Here is a 22,316-nt window from a genome sequence, read left to right as displayed (position 1 = left end):
CGAATTCATCGATTTTTCTCCTGTGCTTGACGCTCTCGCGGTGCGCGGGGGAACCAGGGGAAGAACATAGGCGTGCGCTGCTGGTAGCGGCGGTAGTCCTCACCGCGAGTGCGCAAGGCTTGGGCCTCGGTGAACGGAACGCCGCTGAGGTAGCGCACAAATGCGTACATCGTCACCGGCCCGGTCCAGGCCAGCCACGCCAGCGGCGAACCGACGGCAAACAAGGCGTAGGCGAACCAGTGCAGCCATTCGAAGAAGTAATTGGGATGGCGCGAATAGCGCCACAAACCACTGTCGCAGGTGCGGCCGCGATTGCCCGGGTCCGCGCGGAAGCGCGCGAGCTGTCGGTCCGCGAGCGCTTCGCCGGCCCACGCCAGTGCCCACACGGCCACGCCGGCTACCAGCCACGGCATACGCGCCGACGCGTTGGCCGCGGCCGCGGCGAACGGCAGGCAGAACAGCGGTACCAGCAGCGCCTGGAAATGGAAGAACAGGAAGAATCTGCCTTGGTGCCCATGCCAGTACTCGCGCAAGTGACGGTAACGGCCGTCCTCGTCCTCGCTGCGCACGCGGCGCCACAGGTGCCAAGCCAGGCGTAATCCCCACAGTCCGCCGCAGACGGCCACCGCAACGCGCACGCGCATGTCGCCTGCGCCAAACGCGGCGCAGACGACTGCACCCGAACCGACGCCGGCCGACCACAGCACATCGACGATGCCTGCGTTGTCGCGCCTGCGCTGCCACTGCCAGCCTGCGGTCATGACTAGAGCCATCGTCGCCCAGATCGCTAGCAAGGTCGCGGTCCAGCTCATGCGATTGCCCCCCTTGCGGTGTTACGCGGCGCCTGCGTAAGCCGCCGCGCAGACCATGCAAGTATTGGCAGCGCGAGCGCCCAGCCCGACGCCAGCAAGGCCAGCCCAGGCCAGGCCGGTTCGGCGAACACGACCGAACCCCAGCCGCGCGCCGCACCCAGATACGCCAGCGGCGCGCCGATCGCGCCGAGCGCCGCAGCCGTGCCCAAGTGCGTCTGCAACAGCCGCAAGCTGCCGGTCAGGGTAGTCGCGAACGCACACCACAAGCCCAAGATCCATATCGGTGCAGCATGCGACGAAGGCCACGCCGCCGCATAACGTGCCCATCCGGTTAGCGCCAGCGCCCCATCGACGAGTGCGCCGGCCAACAGCGCCAAGCTCAGCAGAATCGCCAGACCCGTACGCCGCGGCGACAACAGCCACTGCGCCAGCACGAACGCCGCGGCAGCCAGTGCGCCCGGCCACGCGTAACCATTGCCGGCGGCGATGACCGCGACGAACCACACGGCCTGGTAAACGGAAAACTCGACCCAGGCGTTCACGCCAGCAGCTCCACTTCCGGCAGACGCACCGCGCGCCGGTGGCCAGGCTTAGCCAAGAGCATCTGGGCCACGCCGATCGAACGTTCGCGAAAGCCGCCCTCGCAGTAGCACAGATAGAACTCCCACAGTCGCAGGAAGCGGCGGTCGTAGCCCAGCCCCTCGATCCGCGCACGTGCGGCCACGAAACGCAGCCGCCAGGCCTGCAGGGTCAGCGCGTAGGACGGGCCGAAATCGTCGAGCTGCACCAACGCCAAATCGCAGGCGCGGGTCTTGGCATCAAGCAGGGCGGCGACCGACGGAATGAAGCTGCCGGGAAAAACGAAGCGCTTGATGAAATCCACTTCGCGCAGAGCGCGTTGGTAGCGATGGTCTTCGATGGTGATCGCCTGCAGCATCGCCAGCCCGTTCGGCGCCAGCAACGCGCCTACCCGTTCGAAGTAGCTAGGCAGGAAATCCGCGCCGACGGCTTCGACCATCTCGATTGATACCAGCTTGTCGTATTCACCGCGCAGGTCGCGGTAATCCTCCAGCAGCAGAGTCACCCGGTCTTCCACGCCGGCTTCGCGCACCCGCATGGCAGCCGCGGCATGCTGCTCGCGCGAGACCGTGGTGGTGGTGACGTGGCAGCCGTAGCGGCCCGCCGCGTGGACGGCGAAGCCACCCCAGCCGGTGCCGATCTCGATCACCCGGTCGCCTGGACAAAGACCGAGCTTGCGGCAGATACGGTCGAGCTTGCGCTGCGAGGCCACCTCCAATGTGTCGCCTTCCTCCGCATAGACCGCGCTGGAATACATCAGGTCCGTGGAGAGGAACGTGGCGAAGAATTCGTTGCCCAGGTCGTAATGGGCGGCGATGTTTCGGCGGCTCCCGGCGCGGGTGTTGCGTCGCAGGCGATGCCACGCGCGCAGCGCCCAGCCGCCGATGCGAGCCCAACCGCCTTCCATCGAATCAAGCAGGTCGCGGTTGCGCACCAGCAGGCGAACCAGTGCGACCAAGTCGTCGCAGTCCCACAACCCGTCGATGAAGGCCTCGCCGGCGCCGACGCTGCCGTTGGCGGCGAGCGCGCGATAAAAGCCCGGATCGTGCACGGTTACTGTGGCTTCCAAGCGCTCCGGATCTTCGGTCTGCGCGGCACCGAGGGTGAGCTCGCCGAACTCGTCACGCAGGCGGATGTGGCCATAGCGCAACGCGGCGAGCGTCTCAATCAGGCGACGCCGCAGCAGGGCGTCGAGGCCGGTGTAGCTGGTGCCGCTGCGTCTCGCATTAGGTGCGGAGCTCGGGTTCATGCGTGACCTCGGGTGTTTCCGGGATGGTCGTAAACAGGATTGCGCTTGAGCCAGAGTCGGAAGGCCTGCCAATGGATGGCGCCCATTACTTGCGCAGTCATCAGCGGGTAGCGCCACAGCAGCCGGGCCAGCCCGGCCCCGTCACAAGCCCGGCGGCGCAGGTGCAGGGTCGCGTCGAAATCACGCTCGTCGCGGTCATAGACGTCCATGTGCACGAAGAGGTCCTCACGCGGCTCAGTGAAGCGCCAGCCGTAGCGCCGGGTCATCGGCATGAAGGGCGACACATGGAAGCGCTTATCGAAGTCCCATCCCAGCGCACGTCCGCGTCGGTGCGCATGCTCCGCGTCCAGCACATAGGAGTGGCGCTCGCCCCAGGGGGTGTTGGTAATCTCGGCCACGACAAACTCCAGCGCATGGCCGTCGGCGCCGAAGCAGTAGTAGAAGCTGACCGGATTGAACACGTAGCCGAAGTAGCGTGGATGGGTCAGCAGCCGGACTGGGCCATGCGGGCGTCGCCCGCAGGCGCGTTGCACGCGCTCACGAACAGCCTCGGCCAAGGGCATGCGCACCGGGCCCAGGTAGTCCTCGCGGCGGAAACGGGCGAGGCTGGGACGGCGCGCCGACCACAGCCAACGGCGTTCGAACACGCGCTCGACTTCGTCCAGGTCCAGGTAGAGCTGGGCCATGCGATAGGCGAAGGCATGCGGGCCCGGCCGGTGGCGGCGATGTCGCACGCTGCCTTCGTAGACGGCGCTATACAGGGCCGTGTCGTCGGATCCGTTCATGCCGCCACCTGGGCATCGCAGCGTGGCCCCGGATCGCGATGCGGCGCCAGCGCGAAGCGCGCACCCGCGGCGACGCCCAGGCCTTGCGCCACCTCGACCGCCGAGCGCATGCCGTCTTCGTGGAAACCCCAGCCCCAGTAGGCGCCAGCAAACCAAGTGCGGCGATGGCCCTGGATCCGCGGCTTGAGCTGCTGCGCCGCGACTGCGGCCGGATCGTGCACCGGATGCTCGTATCGCATACGCGCCAGCACCTTCGACGGGTCGATGTCGTCGCTGCGGTTCAACGTGACCACCACCGGCTCGGGCGTATCCAGGCCCTGCAGCAGGTTCATGCAGTAGCTGACCGTGCAACCGGCGGCCGGATCGGCGGGTACGTAAGCGTTCCATGCCGCCCAGGCCTTGCGCCGGCGCGGCAGCAGGCGCGCGTCTGTATGAAGCAAGACTTCGTTGGGCTGGTAGCCGATGGCGCCGAGCACCTCGCGTTCCTCGGCGCTGGCATCCTCAAGCAGAGCCAAAGCTTGGTTGCTGTGGCAGGCCATCACAATCTGTTCGAACGGCTCCATACCGTCTTTATGGCGCACCCACGAGACTTGCGCGTCTCGTTTAACACTCAAAACGCCACAGTTCGTTCTCTCACGTACATTCCAACGCGCTCGCATGGCGGTGATGTACCGGTCGGAACCTCCTTCGACTACTCGCCATTGCGGCCTGCCAGAGACTTGCAGCATCTGGTGATTGGCCATGAACCGCACCAAGTAGCGCGCCGGAAACTCCAGCGCACGCTCTACCGGTAGCGACCAAAGCGCACAGGTCATCGGTATCAGGTGCAGGTCACGAAAGGCCGCGCCGTAGCGCTCACGGCGGAGGTACTCGCTTAGGCTGGGGCCGGGGCCGTAGTCCTGCAACAGTTCGGGCGCGTGGCGATAGAAACGGTGTAGGTCACGCACCATGCTCCAGAAGCGAGGTGACAGCAGGTTCCGTCGCTGGCAGAACAGTGAATCCAGATCCGTGGCGTTGTACTCCAGGCCGCTGCGCTGGCATTGGACGGAAAAGCTCATGGACGTCGGCCGCGAAGCCACACCGAGTTCTTTGAACAGCTGGCTCAGTAGCGGATAGTGCTCAGGATTGAACACGATGAAGCCGGTGTCCACGCGACAGTCACGTGCGCCTATGCGCACGTCGTGTGTTTGAGTGTGCCCACCCAGGCGGGCATCGCGTTCGAACAGCACGACGTCGTGCTCGCGATGCAGCAGCCAGGCGCTGGCCAGTCCCGCGATACCTGACCCGATGACGGCGATACGCATGTTCAATTCCTCCCTCGTTCGAGCACCCAGGCCGGCACCGGCTTGAGGTCGCGAACCAGCCCAACGGCGGCGAGCGCGCGCAGACCGTAGTAGGTCAGGTCGATTTCCCACCAGCGAAAGCCCTGGCGGGCGCTGCCTGGAAAGAAATGGTGGTTGTTGTGCCAGCCTTCGCCGAAGGTCAGCAGCGCCAGCCATAGGTTGTTCCGGCTACTGTCGCGGGTGTCGAAGCGGCGACGGCCGTACCGGTGCGCGAGCGAGTTGATGGTCACGGTGGCGTGGAACAGCGCTGTGGTGGAGATGAAAAATCCCCACACCAGCATTTGCCAAGCGCCGGTGCCGAGCTGCGGCGCGACGGCCTGCAATGCGGCGCCCAGTGCGAACAGGCCGAGCGCGAGCAGCACCGGCACCAGCGTATCGAAGCGGTCGAGCCAACGAAGTTCCGGATACACGGCCAGATCGGGCACCCGGCTCAGATCGGTCCGGAACGCTTGCGGCGTCAGAAACCACAGCATGTGGCTGCGCCAAAATCCACGTTCGACAGGCGAATGCGGATCCTGGGCGGTATCGGCGTGGCGATGGTGATGGCGGTGATGGGCAGCCCACCACAACGGCCCGCGCTGTACGCTGGCCGCGCCGATCACGGCGAAGACGAACTGGACCGTGCGCGAGACGCGAAAGGTCCGGTGGGAAAAATAACGGTGGTAGAACCCGGTGATCGCGAACATGCGCAGCGCATACAGCGCCGCGGCCACTGCCAGCGCGACTGGCGATACGCCGGTCCAGATCACGCCGAGGCAGCCCAGGTGAAGCAGCGCGAACGGCGCCGCGCGCAGCCAATCCACGCCGTCGCCGCGCCCGGCGTCCGTTGGCGCGGCCGAGGTATCGACCCAGCGCCGGAGCGTGTTCAGCCAGCGGCGGCGCGAAGCGGGGTGCGGCGAGGGATGAAGCGGCGGCATCGCGAAGTCCGGTAACGGTGCTACCCGGACCTACGCATGGGCTTTGAGCGCGGATGCACCGCGCGGAAAATTTTTTTCGCCCGGTTCTGCGCGGACTCTTCACGCCGCGTGCACGAGCGACGCGCTTATGCAAGCGCCCCGCCCCGCCGTGGCGATCAAATCGCGCCGATGTCGCCCTTGGCCACCACCGGTCCGCTCGGCGCGGCATGGGGGATGCCTTGCGCCGGTTCCAGGGTGATCGCGAAAGTGCTGCCGACCACCAGCTTGGACAGCAACGCGGCCGGCACAGCGACCGAATGCGCCTTCTCGTTGGAGACGAAGCCGAGCGAGCGCGGCGCCTCGCCCTTGGCGATGATCCACAGTTCGCCGACCCGCCCTTGCGCATCGGCGGGCGAGGGGATCGGAACCATCAGCACCTTGCCGGCGCGCTTGTCGATCGAGGCCAGCCAGCCGGGCCGGCCGTCTTCGCGCGCGAGCGGCGTGACCGGGCGCGCGGCTTCCTCTTCCTGCGCGATCGGCGGGATCGACGGCGGCGCCACTTGCGGCGCGCGCCCTATCCAGAACAGCGCCAGCGCCGCGATCGCGGTCGCGGCGGTTAGGCCGCGCCACAGGCCGACGCGGTCCCACCACGACAAGGGGCTCACCGGGTCCCAGCCGAGCCGGGTGCGCACGCCGCGCCACAGCGTGGGCGACACCGGCACCGGCGGCAGCTCCTGCGCCAACAGATTCAGGCGGCGCTCCCATTGCGCCACCAGCCGGCCGAATGCCGGGTCGCTGCGCATGCGCTGGCGGGTCTGCGCGCGGGTGTCCTGGTCCAGGACGCCGAGGACGTACTCGCCCGCGCGCACTTCGGCGCTGGGCGGCTCCTGATCGGGTTGATGATCGCGGATGTTCATTGTTCCAGGCACGCTCGAAGTTGCAGCAGACCGCGGCGAATCCAGCTCTTGACGCTACCAATCGGCGAACCGGTGCGCTGAGCCAGCTCTTCGTAGGTCTCGCCGTCGAAGAACGCAGTACGGATGAGTTGGCGGCGGCGCGGTTCCAGCGCCTCCAGGCAGGTGCGCAGCAGTTCGGCGTCGCTGACCGCCTCCGCGTGCGCGGCGGGCGAGGGCGCGTCGTCACCGAGTTCGTCGACAAGCTCGACGCTGGCACGCTTGAGCGCATGGGCGCTGCCGCGCAGGCGGTCGATGGCCTTGTTGCGCACGATTGCGATCATCCACGTCATCGCGGTCGCGCGCTGCGGATCGAACTGATCGGCCTTGTGCCAGATCGCGACGAAGGATTCTTGCAGCACGTCCTCGGCCTCGGCTCGGTCCGGAATCAGCCGCAAGCACACCGCGAGCAGCGCGCCGGAGACGTTGCGGAACAGCGCTTCGAAGGCTGAACGATCGCCCAGCGCGGCCCGCAGCAGTTGGGCCTGGGCCTCGTTGGCTGGCGCGGACGATGGATCTGCGGGCGATTCGGTCATGGAGTCGGTTGCTGTAAGAGCCGCGTCGACGGCGAGCGCGCCATACACTACGGGAACGCCACCGATCCGGCAAAATCGCAGGCGTCTGCCGGCGAATCGTCGTCGGCGCGGTTGGGCAGGGGCGGTCAACGGCCGCATCGGCGGCCCAACGGCGCGGTGGCGGCAGCGTCGGCGGACATGGGCGCCGACGCCGGCCGGTCTGGAAACGAAATTCGCACCTTGCGGTAACGACCGCGATCGTCGCGGATGGTGCTCAGGCCGGAAAATTCGGCCAGACGGCGGTCTGCCGTGTCGTAGACCAGTCGGATGTCGGGCGCGACGAACGCGTACCACGCATCCATGCGCAGACGCACGCGTAGTTGCGTCGGATTGGGTTGCGGCCGTTCGGGCTCGACGTGAAAGTCGTAGAACGCGAGGCGGCTCGGAATCAGGAAGGCGACGTTCGCCGCGCGCCCAGCGGCGAGCTGCGGCCACAGCTCGCGCATGCGCGCATCGAATCCCGCGTCGGCGACGCCGCCTTGGGGCACCTGGACCACGGCGCTGCGTTCGCGCGCGCCGGGCGCCTGGGTGTACGCCACGCGCTTGCCGCCTTCGCTGCGCAAGCCTTCGCGGTAGCCATCGCGCGCGTCTTCGAAATCGAAATCGGGCGCAGCGGCGCCGGCGCCCTCGCGCAGGATACGCCGTGCGAACGGTCGTCCGTCGGGACAGGCGAACAAGGTGATGCGTCGCATGGATCCTGCTTGACGCTGCGCCCAATGCCGTTCGTGATAGAGCAGGCGCCCGTCGTCCGGGGAGAACGCCTCGCCCTCGTAGTAATCCGTCGCGGCCCGCGCCACGCAGGGCACGAGGCAGATCAGCGCTAAGCCGGCGAAGACAGCGAAGATCGGGCGATTGGTCATAAGAGCGTCTGTAGTGTGACGACGCACGGACTTACGGGGTTGAAGCGTGCGCGGATGCAACCAGTGCGCTGAATTTGCTGAACAGGGGCGCTGCGTACGCCTGCATCCGCGTGAGCAGGCGCCGCGTAGGTCGGTTGGCTGACCCGGCCTCCCACCTATTCAAGGAGTTCGTCATGGACCTGCGTCGTCTTCTGCTGATTGCCAGCGCCAGCGCGTTACTGTCTCCCGCCGTCGTTTACGCCCAGGAAATGGGCGACTGGTCCGGTTTCTACCTGGGCGGCAATCTCGGCGGCTCCGAACCCGACAGTCGCGGCGCCAGCCGGCTCGACTTTGATACGGGCCTCGACGGACGCTACGGCGACACGGTGCGCACGGCCGCCGGGGCCGATGCGTTCTCGCCGGGTTTCTGCGACGGTGCCGCCGGCGGCCGTACGCCCGGCGCAGGTTGCCGCGACGACAAGGGCGGCGCTGAGTACGGTATACGCGGCGGATACGACTGGCAGAGCGGTCGCTGGGTCCTTGGCGTCGTGGTCGAATACACCCAGAACGATGCCCGCGATAGCGTCAGCGGCTTCAGCACCACGCCGGCGTTCTACACCATGACCCGCGATCTAGACAACACCCTGGCGTTGCGCGGACGCGTGGGCTGGACCGCCGGTGAGCGCGGCGACTACCTGTTCTACGCGACCGCCGGCGCGGTGCGCGCCAAGATCGACCACAGCTTCGCCACCAGCAACGCCGCCAACGCGTTTACGCCCAGCGGCGACGACCGCGCCGACGGCTGGCAGGCGGGCGTGGGCGTGGAGCGTAAGGTACTCGACAACTTCTCGGTCGGCCTGGAATACCTGTATACCCGCGTCGGCGACGACGATTACCGCGTGCGGGTGAGTCGTGGCGCTGCGCCTGCCAACAACCCGTTCCTGCTGGTCAATGCGAACGGAACCGAGATGCGCCGTGCGGACGAGGACTTCGAAGTGAGCAGCGTACGGCTGACGGCGACGTTCCGATTCTGAATCAACCTTACGCCGCGCGCACACACGCGCTCGTGCGCGACCGGCGCCGCTTGCACGGCGCCGGTCCCGGCGAACAGGTTGGCCAGGGCCTTAGAGCTCTGCGCATGGGGAGTCAACGCCGAGCACGCGCTCGCGAGCGGCACTGCCGCCAGTAACGGCAACACCAGCTCGCGGTTGTCGGTCATTTCCATGCAGATCACTGCAGAGGTCAGTGATGTTGTCATGGGCGCAGACGACTGGCGCGCGGGCCGGACAGAGTAGGGCAGCGGCATGCGCGCACCGAGGCATCCAGGCGGGGCAAACCCCATGTCACGCACTCGGTCCAACCCTGCCGGGGCGTTCGCCCTCCCCGGATGCGACGTTCGCAGAATACTGCTGCGCGATATCGGACGCAGCGCACGTCCTGCATCGCTCATGCCGTAGCCCGATGTTCCGCAACCGATAGCGAAGGCACGGAACCGCAGTGACGACGTTTCGAAAAGCAACCCTGACGCGATTGCATTTCTTCAATCACGCACGCTGCAGTACGGCGAATACCGAAGAACTGCGACGTGTGTCCGACACCGGTACGTGGGTGTCGCCGCAGCGGCTGCTAGGCTCGATTCGCCCGTGCTCCAAAGCCATACCGAGCGCGGCAGCGTCCTTCCTCAGCCGTCGCCAAGGAGTCCGCCCATGCGTCCGCCCCCCGACGTTCGTCTGCCGTCGCGTGAAACTCAATCCGAGGGCCATCGATGCGCATCGTCCCGTAGCAAGGTGCGGCCGCTACGCGCTCTCGCGGCTGCAGCGCTAGGTGTACTGCTGTCGGCCTGCGGCGGCAATGACCCGGCATCGACGGAATCCGCGGACCGAGCCGGCGCGACGCTGGCTTCGGCGCACGTCCCCTTGTCGGCGCACAATCCCGCCCGTGGTGCGCTGCCGGCGTACTCGGAGCTGTTTCCACAAGGTACGCCGATAGTCGAGCAATTGAGCTATACCGAGGCCGACGGCACTCTCGTGACGCTGATGGGGATGCGGCCGACCGAACGGCATGCGCGCGAACGCGGCGAGGACTGGTTCGCGCCCGACAACGGACCCGGACGCTACTTCACGTTTCCGACCTTCTATTTCCAGAACCGCACCTTCGGTCTGGAAATCCGCGACGGCGTGCCCGCCGGCCGCCAGCGCATCGAGGTCTATCTGCGTGTCAACGACGGCACCTTCGACGGCACTACCTTCAGCCTGTTCCGCAACATCAACAATCCGAATGTGCGCGACTACGGTTGGTCGCTGAATTACGGTTTCAATAACCCCAAGGAAGGAAACCTGCCGGTCTGCCACGCCGGGCAGCCGCGCGAGGACTGCATGATGGTGTTCCAGTCCAACTGGCGCACCAGCCCGCACAGCCCGCTGAAAATCGGCGACAAGATCGAACTGGCGCCCGCGCCACGTCTGAAACGTCCGACCGTCGACGGTGGCGGCGACCGCTACTACTCGTTCGAGCAGTTGTACATCGTCGGCGTCGGGTTGCGGCCTTGGTACGGCATCGCGCCAAACCTCGACTCGCATCCGCTGCCCGATGAAACCCTGCTCGGCGGACTGACCAGCGTCTCCTACAACTATTCCGACGAGCCGATGCGGATGTTCCAGCAGATGGCCAACAACATCGGCATCGGCAACGCCAAACGCTTCGTCGAAGGGCGGCGGCTTTTCCACACCTCGTTCCAGGATGGCCGGCATTCCGAGCATCCGACGGTCAATCCGGTGTTCGCTGCGCACATCGGTCAGCGCGGTCCGCGCTACAACCAGAGCAGCTGCATCGCCTGCCACACGGCCAACGGCCGTGGCGCGGCGCCGTCGGTTGGCGTTCGCCTCGATACCTTGTCGATCCTCGCCGCAGCCGGCGATCCGGACGCAATCGCGCTGCCGGATCCGACTTACGGATTCAACGTCCAGCAGAACGCGCAGGATGCGGCAGCGCCCGACTACGGCGTCAGCGTGGGCTCCTACGAGGTCGCCACGCGCACCCTGCACGACGGCGAGACGATCGAGCTGCGCAAACCGGTGTACTCATTCAAGGGGCCCGTGCCGGCGCGCTACTCGGCACGTCAAGCGCCCCAGGTCATTGGCCTGGGGCTGCTCGAAGCAGTGGCCGAGACGACGGTACTGGCCTTGGCTGATCCGGACGACGCGAACGGCGACGGAGTCAAGGGCGTTCCCAACTGGGTCGATGATCCGGAAACTGGCCGCACCTTGCTTGGCCGGTTCGGGTGGAAGGCGGCCAAGGCCAGCCTGCGCCATCAGGTCGGCGACGCCCTGGTGAAGGACATCGGCGTGACTTCGCCGGTATTCCCCTCGCGCAGTTGCCAGCGCGGCGCCGCCGACTGCCGCATTCCGACCGCGCCGGTATCAGTCGCCGAGACTGAACTGCAGCGAATCGCCGAGTACTTGGCGCTGATCGGCGTACCGGCGCAGCGCAGCGTGCGTAGTGACTATCCGGCGGGCATGCGCGTGCCGCTCGAACACCAGATCGAACCGGCGCGCATTGCCAGCGGCGCGGCGCTGTTCGAGCGCGTCGGCTGTGCGGCCTGCCACGCGCCGACGCTGAAGACCGGACGCACCCACCCGTTCGCGGAACTGCGCGACCAGACCATCCATCCCTACACCGATCTGCTGCTGCACGACATGGGGCCGGGGCTGGCCGACACCCTGGCCGAAGGCCGCGCCCGCGCGGAACAGTGGCGTACGCCGCCGCTTTGGGGGCTGGGTTCGCTGCGCTTCGTGCAAGGCGGTGCGCAGAACGTACGCTATCTGCACGACGGGCGGGCGCGCAGCCTGGTCGAGGCAATCGGTTGGCACGGCGGCGAAGGCGAGAACAGCCGCCGCCGGTTCGAAGCCCTGAGCCGCGACGAACGCGCCGACGTTGTGGTGTTCCTCGAGTCTCTGTGAACGCAGAGATCATAGCGGCAGACGTGCGGCGGGTGGAGCTCAGCCCCAACGACGACAGCCGACGCCCCGAGGAGCGTCGGCTGGCCTTGATTGCACGGAACCCAGCTTGCATGTTCCGGTGAGCTCAGATCAGCGCACCTGGCGGCGATAACCCAGGCGACCGGCGAAGAACGCCAGCAGCCCGCCCAGGATCAGCACGATCAGGCTGCTCCAAGCGGCCTTCGACACGCCCGACGAGGCGGACTGGGCCGCTTCGCGCGCCTTCTGCTCGGCCTGCACCTTGAGCTGCTGGTACTTGGCCATCGCCTGGTCGTAGGTCTGCGCATAGCGGTCAGCGGTGACGCGCGCCTGGTCGAGCGACTGACCCGTGCGGGCTGCGATCAAATGCGCGAGCGCGTCCTTGTCCGCGGCGGCCAAGGCCGGCTCACCGCGCTCGCGTACCTGGGCGAACCAGTCGCTCAACTCGGCGTTCGCCGCCTGCGGGTCGAGCGCGGCCTCCTGGGCGACGCCCTTGGCCTCATCGGCGCTGCGCTGCGCATCCTGGCGAAGGTGCTGCGGATCCAGCTCGGCTTTGCCGGTCTGGCGCAGGGCGGTATCCAGCTCACGCTTAAGATCGTCCCAGTCCAGGGAGATGCCGCTCTCGCGCAGTTGCGCCTGCACACTAGAGGCCAGCTGCGGTGCCGCCGCGGCGGCGCCCTGGCCGGCCAGGCTCAGTCCTTTGCCGACGGTGTTGGCGGCTGCGCCGGCCAGGCCCGCCGCCAGCGAGGCCAGCAGCCACACGGTGGCCAGTGTGGTCGCCGCCCAGGTCAGTACGCCGTGCAGCGCGCCCTGGCTCGGCGCCGAGCGGCCGGCGATATAGGCGCCGGCGAAGATGGCCAGCAACGTCGTACCGGTCAGCCAGACGCCGGTGCCGGTGCCGAACCCGGCCAGCGGGTGCGCGTCGCCCATGGGGTCCAGCGCGGAAGCGCCGATCGCGGTGCCGAGCACGCTCAGCACCAGGTACACGATCAACGAGATCAGGCCGCCGGCAAAAACGGCGCCCCAGGAGATACGCGCGGGGCGCGAATCGGCGAGAACGGTGTTCATGGATTACCTCGAATTGCAGTGGGGGGCAGGTTCGGACGGCTCGGCGCTGATGCACGCGGTTTATATCGAATGGGACCGCGTAGCGGGGTTGCGCCGGCGACCGTGGTCCTGTGCATCAAGTCTGCGCACGGAAGTGCGTCTGGGCGTCTTTCAAATGCACTACCGGGATTGGTGCATTCGTCTCATCCGGCGATCACATCCTCTACACGATCATCGCCGCTCCCCCGATCTACGACCTGCCATGAACGACCCCGTCCTGCAACGCCAGACCGACCGACAGCAGCTGCAGCAGATCATCCGTGGACTCAGCGACGGTGTGATCCTCGTCGAGCCCGATCAACGCATCGTCTGGGCCAACGACGCGGCATTGAAGATGCATGGCGTGGAGACGATCGAAGGCCTCGGTGCGACCGTGAGCGAGTACCGCGACCGCTATGAGCTGCGCTACCGCAATCACCATCGCCTGAGCGAAGGTAGTTACCCGATCGACCGGGTCGTCGCGGGCGAAGCCTTCAGCGACGTGGTCGTCGAAGTCGTTCCGGTCGCGGATGCGGACGCGCGCTGGGTCCACCGCGTGCGCAGCTTGGTGCTGACCGATACCGACGGCGCGCCGGACTGCTTGGTGCTGATCCTCGCCGACGCCACTGACTGGGCGAGCGCCGAGCAGCGCTTCGAAAAAACCTTCAACGCCAATCCTTCGCCCGCGGTCATCTGCCGGCTCGGCGACTTGCGCTACATCAAAGTCAACCAGGGCTTCCTGGAGATGACCGGTCACGAGCGCGACCGAGTCATCGGTCGTTCGGTGTACGAACTGGACGTGCTTGAGGGCGCGCAGAATCGCGAACTCGCGATCCAGCGGTTAGGGGAGGGCGCCACGATCCCGCAGATGGAAGCGGAGCTGAGCCTGCCAGAGGGCGGCAGCAAGCTGGTGATCGTCGCTGGACAGCCCATCGAAGTAGGCGAAGAAGCCTGCATGCTGTTCACCTTCATGGACTTGGAGCCACGACGGAAAGCCGAAATCGCGTTGCGCCAGAGCGAAGAGCGCTTCGCCAAAGCGTTCAAGCTCACGCCAGTGCCCACGTTGGTGTGCAGCGCCGATCGGTTGGCGATTCTGGAGACCAACGAAGCTTTCTTCGCAGCGACCGGGTACGGCGCAGAGGACGTGATCGGCAAGACCCTAGCCGGTTCCGGCCTGTTCGAGCGAACCGCCGATGCCTTGCAGGTCGGCAACGTTCTGGCCAATCAGGCGGCGCTTCAGAATCTCGAATTCCGCATCGCCCGTAAGGACGACGGTGCGCTGGATTGTCTGGTGTCGGCCGAGAGCGTGAGCATTCACGGCGCCGATTGCTACCTGCTTGTGCTGATGGACATCAGCGATCGCAAACGCAACGAACTGGAGCTGGTGAGCGCCATCGAGACGGTGATGCAGGACGCTTCGTGGTTCAGCCAGACGCTGATCGAAAAGCTGGCCAACGTTCGCCGCAATGGACAGTCGACTCCGTCGGCTGAGCTGGGCGAGCTGACCGCGCGCGAGCGGGACGTTCTCGGCCTGATCTGCGAGGGTCTGGCCGACAAGGAAATCGCCGCGCGCCTGGAGCTGGCGCCGAACACTGTTCGCAACCATGTGGCGGCGCTGTATTCGAAGCTGGGCGTACACAGCCGTAGCGAAGCCATCGTGTGGGCGCGCGAACGCGGGTTCTTCGGCAGCGCCGGCGCATCGCCGGTGCGGGCGAAGAAGCGCGGCCGTTCCTAGCGGCGCAAACGCACTAAGTGGATTGGTGCATTAATCGCTGTCGCGGCAGCCCTCCGATGCGCACAGTGGAGTCGTCCTAGGCGTCGCCGACGTCCGGACTATCCCCCATCACGAGGTGCAGTATGGACAAGAACCGTATCGAAGGCATGGCGAAGCAAGTCAAGGGCTCGGTCAAGGAAGCCATTGGCAAGATGACGGGCGATACCAAGACCGAACTTGAAGGCATCGCTGAGAAAAACATCGGCAAGGCGCAGGCCAAGGCGGGCGAACTAGCCGATAAAGTGCGTGACAAGATGGGCAAGTAAGCCCAGTTGCAGATCGTCTGCCTTTAGTCGATGGCGCACCGTTGAGGTGCGCCAGTCGATCGCCCTCTGTATGGGTGAGAAAATTGTCGTGTCTCCAGAAGTCCTGTTGAAACTCGATCAGAGTTTCTTTGTAGTTACCTTTAGTGCGTTGTTGGAAGGTGCGGCGCCGACTAGAAGAAGATCGTCAGCTTCTTCTTTGGGCTTAGCTGCGCACGCCATGTCCCGCTTGGGTAAGCCCGCAATTCGTACAAGCCATACGGCGTGACCAACGCGGCGCGCGCAAGCGAGCCGTCAGCGTCTAGAGCGACAATACGCAGCCGGCGATCGGGCCAAGCGGTGGCGCCGGCGAAATGCGCGTGCAAGGCCCCGTTGGCGTTCAATTCGCCGACGCAGCGCCCGCGCTCCAGGCGGAAGCGTGCTGCGCCTCGCAGCGGCGTGTTGTCGAACGAAGCGCGATAGTGCGCGACGCGTGGGCACTGAGCCGAGACCAGCCCTGCGGGGCGCGCGCGGAACGGCGCTGACAGTACCGACACGGTCGGCTCCATCGACGCCACCCATGAGGCGTTGGACAGCAGGGCGGCGGCGGTCGCCTGTTGCGGCCAGAGCGTTAGCTGGCTGCGCGCGCCTGCGGTGCAGGGGGCGTCGGGGGCGACGCAACGGGTCCGTCGGAAGGTGGTTGCGCACGTCGCAGCGATGGTGCTGGATCTGGGGGCGGAGGTCGTTGCCGAGGGCGTGGAGACGGCGGAGGATGCCGAGGATTTGCTGAGCCTCGGTATCTGCCTTCAGCAAGGTTACTTGCATGGCCGACCGACAGTCCCGATCGATGCAGGCGGAGATGAAACTACTGGCGCGACGGAGTCGGGGGCTTTGGTCCCGTGATCGGAAGCCTCTCGTGGCCGTTATCCCACGCCGCTTGGATCGAATATGCACCGCTTGGGGATTGGATTTAGGCTCTCTGGCAGACCCCCGCAATCAACTCCAATCTGCAGCATGGTTCCTTCACGGGGGAGGCCAGCATGGTCATCGGCGGCCCGGTCAAAATTGGATGCGTCGCATCTGCCGGACTGCCGCCCGCAGCGATTATCAGGTCTATCGACGACGTTTACAGGCGATAAGTACTTTTAGTGCCATCTAAGGAATCCAACGCCACGCCTCCCGTATTGCTGAACAGACGACGTTTTGGCTCAGACGGAAGAAATAGGAGTAGTGTAGGTTTCTTCGCGAGACTGGTCCTGTGGTTCATGCGATGGACGATCAGGAAAATCAGGGAATCGACTGTCGATTGGCGCAGGCCATCGATAAAAATGCGGATGCGGTGGCGATAGCCGAAGCGGTTGCCTCTCTCTGGCTGGAGTTCGAAGCGGCCTTGCGGCCCATCGTAGGATCCGCCGCCGTCACTGCGCTGTACAGGCGCAGCCTCAATCTGGCGAGTGCTACGACTCCCGGGTTCAATCGGGTGTCGACTTCCTCCGCGCAGGGAAACGACGTAGACGGACTTCGCGAATACCTCATGCAATGCAGCGCAAGCGACGCATTGACGAGTGGGAGCAGTTTCCTGCGCACCTTCCATGAGTTGCTCGCCAGTCTGATCGGCCCTTCATTAGCTCAGCGGCTCTTATGCCCCGTGCCGATGGATCCTCTTAGTGATTTACCGCCGCAGGATGTCCCCCCATGAGCAGCAAAGTGACCATTACCCGTTTGGCCACTGGGGTCCCAGGCTTGGACGCAGTCTTGGGCGGCGGCCTACCCGAGTACTCCTTCAATCTCATCGCCGGCCCTCCCGGATGCGGGAAGACGACGCTTGCACATCAGATCATGTTCGCCTTGGCGACGCCGCGCCGTCCGGCATTGTATTTCACGGTTCTTGGCGAACCCCCGCTCAAGATGCTCCGCTATCAGCAGCAGTTCGGGTTCTTCGACGACACGGCGATCAATCGCTCTGTGCGGTTCGTTAACCTCGGCGAAGAGATCCAGGCCGGAAGTCTCGATCGCGTACTTTAACGAATCGAAGCTGAGGTCGAGAAATCCGGTCCCGCCCTCGTTTTTGTTGATTCGTTCCGGTCCGTAATGCTCGCAGGTGTTTCGGCAGGCGATCGGATCGCCGATCTGCAGCACTTCGTCCAGCGGCTGGGAGTCGCAATGACCGGCTGGCAGGCGACTACCTTTCTGATCGGAGAGTACTTCAACGACAGCGAGGCCAACCCGGTGTTCACCGTGGCCGATGGATTGATCTGGTTGCGGCAAAGCGTGCAGCGCAATTCGATGGTACGGAAAATGGAGGTGCTGAAGATGCGCGGTCAAGCCACCTTGCCTGGCCTGCATACCTTCCGCATCGGCCCGGAGGGCATCGAAGTATTCGCGCCGGCCCTGATCGCAGCGGCTATGGACCGTGGCGCCGGCACCAAGCCGCGGCTGGGGATGGGCGATGCGACTCTGGACGAAATGCTTGGAGGTGGCTTGCCCCAGGGATACTCGTTGCTTGTCGCGGGCCCCTCCGGCTCGGGAAAGAGCATCTTGGCCTCGGCGTTCCTGAGCGAGGGGGATCGCGTGGGAGAGCGGGGTGTGATCGCCGTGTTCGAACAGCAACCCAACCGTGGTCGTAACGAACGACTGATCGAACTGATCGAGACTGGATGCGTGGGCCTGGTCGATAGCCGTGCCAGCGATCTGTCCATAGACGAGGTGATTCTGCTGTTGCTCAAGGAGGTGGAACGTCTCGGTGCTACGCGAGTGGTCATCGATTCGCTCTCGGCGTTCGAACTGGCGCTGGCGCCGACATTCCGCGAGGATTTTCGTCAGTCTCTGGCGCGCTTAGTTTCCGCGATGGCTAAGGCTGGTGTAAGCCTGCTGATGACATCAGAACTGGAGGACCGCTATACCGACTTGCGCTTTAGCCCCTATGGCACTGCATTCCTGACCGACGCCATCATCGTGCAGCGCTATATCGAGATCGATAGTCGCTTGTTGCGAGTTATCGCGGTAGTCAAAGTTCGGGCCAGCGCCCATTCAAACGACTTGCGGTTGTATGAAATCGATAGCGATGGTCTACGGATTGCCGGACGACTGGACGATCGCGAGGGCCTTCTCGGGGGGCGACCTACCCGCAAAACCGGCACGCATGGTACTTGCGATGACGGTCGTGGCTAGATTCGGATCTGGGCTCCGCCGCCGCGGCAACCGCAAAGCGGTTCGAGGCGGTTGCGAACAGGCAAAGATGCAGAAAGCCGCGAGGGTACTGGTGGCTCGGATTAAAAGCGTCTCGAGCGCGTATGCCCGTCGCAGCGCGGCCCCAGCCGATCTGGTGGCGGTCAATCAGCAGCTCGTTATCGCCGCCCTGCAAGCACGGCAGGAGTCCGATGCCGCCGCCTACAAGCTCGACGAGGCGGTTCGGTCCGTGGGCATGGATTCCCTCACCTTGCTGCCCAATCGCGAGCGCCTATCAGAGCATTTCAGTACTGCGATAGCGAACTCTCGTCGTTATGGTGGGCTCGTCGCATTGCTGTTCATAGATCTGGACAACTTCAAGTGGATCAATGATACGCTCGGCCACGCCGCCGGCGACGAAGTATTGCGGATGGCCGCGCATCGGCTCGCGGCCGTGACGCGGGAAGGGGACATGATCAGTCGCTACGGCGGAGACGAGTTCCTGATCTTGTTGAGCAGGATAGGAGACGCGTCAGACGCCGGCGCAACCGCCGAAAAACTCATCGATGCGCTGGGAGTTCCGTGTCGAATGGGGGCGCATGTCCTGCGTTTAACGGCGAGCATCGGCATCAGCCTTTTTCCGGCCGATGGAGATGATGTCGAGAGCTTGATCGGCCGGGCTGATGCCGCGATGTATCGTGCCAAACAAGGACGAAAGGGGCGGGGAAGGTATGCCTTTTACCGGGATCACGCGGTGCGCGAAAGCCTGGGCGATAGCCGTTTCGAAAGGCAGAAGATCCGGCCATTTTCCCGCTATCAGGCGGCGATTGCTCGACCCGGTATGCGTATCGATCAGCTTCAGGAAGCCAACGGCGAGTTGGTGCTGGCCGCGTTGAGTTCCCGTCAGTCGCAAGTCGCGGCCGAAGCTGCGTATCAGCATCAGCAACAGGCGATGGCAATGGTTGCTCATGAACTGCGCAATCCTCTAACGCCGATTCTGATCGCCGCGACCATGCTGAAGTCGGAGAGCGTGAGCGAACGGATTGATATGCAGCGCATCATCGAACGCGAAGTCATGCATATCTCACGATTGATCGGTGACTTGGTCGATGTGGCGCGGGCGAAAAGCGGAAAGTTTCAACTCGATCGACGTCCCGTTGACATGGTTCTGATCGCCGAACAGGCCGCCGAGGCCTGCCGTTCGGCTATGGAGGCACGTCAGCAGCGTTTCTTCATCAGTGTCCCGACGGGGCGGCTCATTGTCGACGGAGATGCGGGCCGCCTCACCCAAGTGCTGCGTAACCTGCTGGATAATGCCTCTAAGTACACGCCCGAACAAGGCGAGATCGTCTTGTCGGTCCGTCTATTTAATACCCAGATCGAAGTATGTGTCGTCGACAGTGGGATAGGCATCGCGCCGGAGTCGCTGACGAGTGTCTTCGAGCCCTTTGTTCAGGAGGTCCGCGCTGTCGGAGTCAACGGCACAGGACTGGGGATCGGGCTTACCGTTGTGCGCGAACTGGTGCTCGCGCATGAGGGTCAGGTCACTGTGGAAAGCGGCGGCTTAGGCGCAGGAACGCGCTTTGTCGTCACGCTGCCTTCAATGGGGCCGTTGTGAGGAAGGGGATATGAGCTGTACCGTGACTGCTGCTTCAATCGTACGCGGCATGACGAAGTTTCCGTTCTCTCGCCGCTGAATCGCAAACCTTGGGTTCTGTGGCACGGTACTCGACCCCTCGACCCCTCGACCGCGAATGCCCCTTGCCGACTCAAAGAGCGGTGCAGGATGGTGTCCCTGCGTCGACTATCCGGCGACCGGAGGAGGGGCAAGCCCCTGTGCACTTGGCGGGATATTGACCCGATCTATTCCGTGTATAGCCGCGTTGACGGCGTACAAGTCAGGCAACACGACCTTTCCAACACCGACAATCACCTGCTTGTTCACGGATTGGACGGATAGGGTATTTCCGTCCAGGGTCTTCAACGAATCCCAACGTTCAAATTCCACGACCGTCTTTCGCTTCGGCACGATGTGATAACTGATCAAGTCGATCAGCTGCTTCTTGTTCTCTGGCAAAACAAGTGCATCAAGGTAGCCCTTTGGCAACTTTTCGAATGCGGCATCGGTGGGAATGAATGCCGTGAAGGGGCCTTTCCCCCCCAGGGTTTCTTGGAGTCCCGACTGTCTGACCGCATCGCAAAACAGAGCGAATGAGCCCTGTTCCGCGGCCACTTCAAGGAGCTTCTTAGGGGCCTCTTGCGTAATTGTGTCGCCCGATATTGGGACCGGTATGCATAGCAGCGATTGGGTGAAGTTCATCGGTGGACTCTTGGTGATCGGGCGCCATCGGGAAATGCAGCTGATCTATAGTCGATGGCGGCTTAGGTCAGGGTATAGGCTGTCGGCAATGACTGGGTATCAGGTGAGGCAGTCACTAAGCCATTAACCGACGGCCTGCCGTTCAGAGGCGCGCGGCGGAGTGCGGTAGGTGACAGAGCCCACGGCACCGCGAACTGCGTAACTGGCGATACGGTGGCGATGTGCCTAGGCTCGGGGCGCTACCAACCGCGTAGAACGACGGTGGTGAGGAGGAGGCAGCCTGTTATGACGGTAGCCCAATATGAAAATATCATTGAGCAGCGATTGTCGTTGCAGTGCCCGGCGCCATTGTGATCCAGGCTGAAACGGAAATTTTTGTCACGCAAGTAGAGCATCGTAGCGCGCGCGCTGAAGCGGGCCAGGGGCGCCCCAGCTTCGGCCTTGAAGTGCGCGAGTTGGGTCGGATGGCGGTTTCGCATCAGCCGCCAGAACCTGGCTTGCATGAAAGACTCCGCGGACAAGGCGACTACGAAGCCGCAAAGGGCAATAATCGTAAGAACGTTCATGTTGAACTCGGTAGCAGCGAACTTCGCAGCCGCGCTGTGCGAGCGTCCTGAACGCTGTCGACGGGGTCGGTGTGGAAGTACCAGCGCCACGGCGTCGCGTAGAACAGGACGGGAGGCGCGATCGCCGCTACGGGCCAGCCCTCGTTCTCCGCCGCCTGTTGGGCGAGCATATCCAGACACGGCGCCGCGTCTGCGCCGGCGTGCGCGAGGGAGGCGGATGATCGATTGTGCGTCTTCACGCTGATGCTCCTGTGTGGATAACATCGGCCATTGGCCAAAGCCTCCGAATTGCCGGAGGCGGAACTCAATGCGGAGACAAGGATAAGTGCAGCGCGGCTTGAGCAGCCGTTGCGGCATTGCGCCGCAGCACAAGGAGCATGGGCTTTCCGTCGTTACACGTGCGTGATCGCCGGCCGGCAGGTGGCAGATCGCTTCATGGGGTTGCGGTGTGTCAGCAAGCGATCCGCCAACGGATGGCGGCAGTGGGCGCTAGCCCGGTCTTCGCGAGGTTCATGCGCACTGTTAACGCCAAGGCTGCGAGCGTATTGTCTTCGCTGTACACCGATATGGGAGATCGCGATATGAGCAAGCTACGCGGCAACGCGCCTGCGGACGAAGAAGTCTGGACAGCGCGCGGCGAGTTGCGCAATCCCGCCGATCGTTCGGATCAGCCGGGACAATGGGCGCCTGAGCGCACGGGAGAAGCAGCGCCCGCAGCGTCCGTCGAAAAACCGGTCACTATGCCCGCACGCCTGCGCAAAGTGCCACTCGAAAGCCAGGCGCAGGACGTCGGCAATTCGCCCAGAAGGACGACATGAGCGGAGGTGGTTATGAGTGAGAATCGGTACACTTATGAATTCAAGATCGAAGCGGTCCGGCAGATCGCGGAGTGCACCACGAGAGTGTCCCCAAGGGGCGAAAGGATCCGTAACTCTCCATCAAGAAAAGATTCATTGGCCGCATAGGGCGCGCCGCGAAGGGCGCCATGTAAACATTGCAGATAACATCGCCTGTCATTCAATGTCATCGCTTTGATCAGCCAAGAGTAGAAGTGGATCTTCACAGCATGCGACCTTGAGTCCCCGTATTGCTGTACACGCCCGAACGGCAGCATTGTGCTGCAGAATCATGCGATGTCTTAGGCGATCTATG

Annotated in this window: 22 protein-coding genes and 1 pseudogene; 10 read left to right on the top strand and 13 right to left on the bottom strand. The window is 64.4% G+C overall.

Going from position 1 to position 22,316, the window contains the following annotated elements:
• Nucleotides 1-5 precede the first annotated feature (5 nt).
• From JHW41_RS22920 to JHW41_RS22880, 9 genes are all read right to left on the bottom strand, one after another.
• On the bottom strand, nt 6-812 hold the full coding sequence (locus tag JHW41_RS22920) for a DUF1295 domain-containing protein (protein ID WP_250447696.1): 807 nt from the start codon (nt 810-812) through the stop codon (nt 6-8).
• Nucleotides 809-1,354: a DUF2878 domain-containing protein gene (locus JHW41_RS22915; RefSeq protein ID WP_250447694.1), complete on the bottom strand. Its 546-nt coding sequence runs from the start codon at nt 1,352-1,354 to the stop codon at nt 809-811. The genes JHW41_RS22920 and JHW41_RS22915 overlap by 4 nt, the downstream gene beginning before the upstream one ends.
• Complete coding sequence (locus JHW41_RS22910) at nt 1,351-2,640, bottom strand: SAM-dependent methyltransferase (protein ID WP_250447692.1); 1,290 nt, start codon at nt 2,638-2,640, stop codon at nt 1,351-1,353. Before JHW41_RS22910 ends, JHW41_RS22915 begins: the two co-directional genes overlap by 4 nt.
• Nucleotides 2,637-3,425 carry a DUF1365 domain-containing protein gene (locus tag JHW41_RS22905; RefSeq protein ID WP_250447688.1) on the bottom strand — a complete coding sequence of 263 codons (789 nt, stop codon included), beginning with the start codon at nt 3,423-3,425 and terminating at the stop codon, nt 2,637-2,639. Before JHW41_RS22905 ends, JHW41_RS22910 begins: the two co-directional genes overlap by 4 nt.
• Nucleotides 3,422-4,729 (bottom strand): NAD(P)/FAD-dependent oxidoreductase, encoded by a 1,308-nt coding sequence (locus JHW41_RS22900; protein WP_250447686.1) that lies wholly within the window; start codon nt 4,727-4,729, stop codon nt 3,422-3,424. The genes JHW41_RS22905 and JHW41_RS22900 overlap by 4 nt, the downstream gene beginning before the upstream one ends.
• Before the next feature lie 2 nt (nt 4,730-4,731).
• Nucleotides 4,732-5,685, bottom strand: a complete 954-nt coding sequence (locus JHW41_RS22895; RefSeq protein WP_250447683.1) for an acyl-CoA desaturase — start codon at nt 5,683-5,685, stop codon at nt 4,732-4,734.
• Between the two features lie 155 nt (nt 5,686-5,840).
• Complete coding sequence (locus JHW41_RS22890) at nt 5,841-6,581, bottom strand: anti-sigma factor (RefSeq protein WP_250447680.1); 741 nt, start codon at nt 6,579-6,581, stop codon at nt 5,841-5,843.
• Nucleotides 6,578-7,153 (bottom strand): sigma-70 family RNA polymerase sigma factor, encoded by a 576-nt coding sequence (locus tag JHW41_RS22885; RefSeq protein ID WP_250447677.1) that lies wholly within the window; start codon nt 7,151-7,153, stop codon nt 6,578-6,580. The genes JHW41_RS22890 and JHW41_RS22885 overlap by 4 nt, the downstream gene beginning before the upstream one ends.
• A gap of 125 nt (nt 7,154-7,278) precedes the next feature.
• A complete protein-coding gene (locus tag JHW41_RS22880; RefSeq protein ID WP_250447675.1) occupies nt 7,279-8,052 on the bottom strand; it encodes a hypothetical protein in 774 nt (257 codons plus the stop codon).
• Between the two features lie 173 nt (nt 8,053-8,225).
• On the opposite strand from JHW41_RS22880, the gene JHW41_RS22875 reads away from it, so the two are divergent.
• On the top strand, nt 8,226-9,065 hold the full coding sequence (locus tag JHW41_RS22875) for an outer membrane protein (protein ID WP_284499513.1): 840 nt from the start codon (nt 8,226-8,228) through the stop codon (nt 9,063-9,065).
• A 672-nt stretch (nt 9,066-9,737) separates the two neighbouring features.
• Complete coding sequence (locus JHW41_RS22870) at nt 9,738-11,990, top strand: di-heme oxidoredictase family protein (RefSeq protein ID WP_250447673.1); 2,253 nt, start codon at nt 9,738-9,740, stop codon at nt 11,988-11,990.
• Nucleotides 11,991-12,119: 129 nt separating this feature from the next.
• Here JHW41_RS22870 and JHW41_RS22865 read toward each other — a convergent pair whose 3' ends face one another.
• Nucleotides 12,120-13,076: a YrzE family protein gene (locus tag JHW41_RS22865; RefSeq protein WP_250447670.1), complete on the bottom strand. Its 957-nt coding sequence runs from the start codon at nt 13,074-13,076 to the stop codon at nt 12,120-12,122.
• A 241-nt stretch (nt 13,077-13,317) separates the two neighbouring features.
• Between JHW41_RS22865 and JHW41_RS22860 the strand changes: the two genes are divergently transcribed.
• Together JHW41_RS22860 and JHW41_RS22855 are read left to right on the top strand one after the other, a co-directional pair.
• A complete protein-coding gene (locus JHW41_RS22860) occupies nt 13,318-14,829 on the top strand; it encodes a helix-turn-helix transcriptional regulator (RefSeq protein WP_250447667.1) in 1,512 nt (503 codons plus the stop codon).
• Between the two features lie 122 nt (nt 14,830-14,951).
• Complete coding sequence (locus JHW41_RS22855) at nt 14,952-15,134, top strand: CsbD family protein (RefSeq protein ID WP_250447664.1); 183 nt, start codon at nt 14,952-14,954, stop codon at nt 15,132-15,134.
• A gap of 170 nt (nt 15,135-15,304) precedes the next feature.
• Here the strand turns inward: JHW41_RS22855 and JHW41_RS22850 are convergent, their stop codons facing one another.
• A complete protein-coding gene (locus JHW41_RS22850; protein WP_250447661.1) occupies nt 15,305-15,679 on the bottom strand; it encodes a hypothetical protein in 375 nt (124 codons plus the stop codon).
• Between the two features lie 148 nt (nt 15,680-15,827).
• On the opposite strand from JHW41_RS22850, the gene JHW41_RS27635 reads away from it, so the two are divergent.
• From JHW41_RS27635 to JHW41_RS22830, 5 genes and pseudogenes are all read left to right on the top strand, one after another.
• A complete protein-coding gene (locus JHW41_RS27635; protein ID WP_428995418.1) occupies nt 15,828-16,013 on the top strand; it encodes an EAL domain-containing protein in 186 nt (61 codons plus the stop codon).
• Nucleotides 16,014-16,380: 367 nt separating this feature from the next.
• Complete coding sequence (locus JHW41_RS22845; protein WP_250447659.1) at nt 16,381-16,809, top strand: hypothetical protein; 429 nt, start codon at nt 16,381-16,383, stop codon at nt 16,807-16,809.
• Nucleotides 16,806-17,435: pseudogene (locus JHW41_RS26095) on the top strand (RAD55 family ATPase); the annotation flags it as partial. The gene JHW41_RS22845 and the pseudogene JHW41_RS26095, both read left to right, overlap by 4 nt.
• Nucleotides 17,409-18,281, top strand: coding sequence for an ATPase domain-containing protein (locus tag JHW41_RS22835; protein ID WP_428995591.1), 873 nt, complete (start codon nt 17,409-17,411; stop codon nt 18,279-18,281). The pseudogene JHW41_RS26095 and the gene JHW41_RS22835, both read left to right, overlap by 27 nt.
• Nucleotides 18,282-18,348: 67 nt before the next feature.
• Nucleotides 18,349-19,896 (top strand): diguanylate cyclase domain-containing protein, encoded by a 1,548-nt coding sequence (locus tag JHW41_RS22830; protein ID WP_250447652.1) that lies wholly within the window; start codon nt 18,349-18,351, stop codon nt 19,894-19,896.
• Nucleotides 19,897-20,082: 186 nt separating this feature from the next.
• Here JHW41_RS22830 and JHW41_RS22825 read toward each other — a convergent pair whose 3' ends face one another.
• Both JHW41_RS22825 and JHW41_RS22820 read right to left on the bottom strand, forming a co-directional pair.
• Nucleotides 20,083-20,598 (bottom strand): fasciclin domain-containing protein, encoded by a 516-nt coding sequence (locus JHW41_RS22825; protein WP_250447650.1) that lies wholly within the window; start codon nt 20,596-20,598, stop codon nt 20,083-20,085.
• A 562-nt stretch (nt 20,599-21,160) separates the two neighbouring features.
• Nucleotides 21,161-21,403, bottom strand: coding sequence for a hypothetical protein (locus JHW41_RS22820; RefSeq protein WP_250447647.1), 243 nt, complete (start codon nt 21,401-21,403; stop codon nt 21,161-21,163).
• Between the two features lie 273 nt (nt 21,404-21,676).
• Here JHW41_RS22820 and JHW41_RS22815 point away from each other — a divergent pair, with 273 nt between their 5' ends.
• Nucleotides 21,677-21,982, top strand: a complete 306-nt coding sequence (locus JHW41_RS22815; protein ID WP_250447645.1) for a hypothetical protein — start codon at nt 21,677-21,679, stop codon at nt 21,980-21,982.
• Nucleotides 21,983-22,316: the final 334 nt, after the last annotated feature.

The organism is Lysobacter enzymogenes, assembly GCF_023617245.1.
GTDB classification, from domain to species: domain Bacteria; phylum Pseudomonadota; class Gammaproteobacteria; order Xanthomonadales; family Xanthomonadaceae; genus Lysobacter; species Lysobacter yananisis.
Note: the sequence above shows the minus strand (reverse complement) of the source record. Positions and strands in the feature narration are given on the sequence as shown.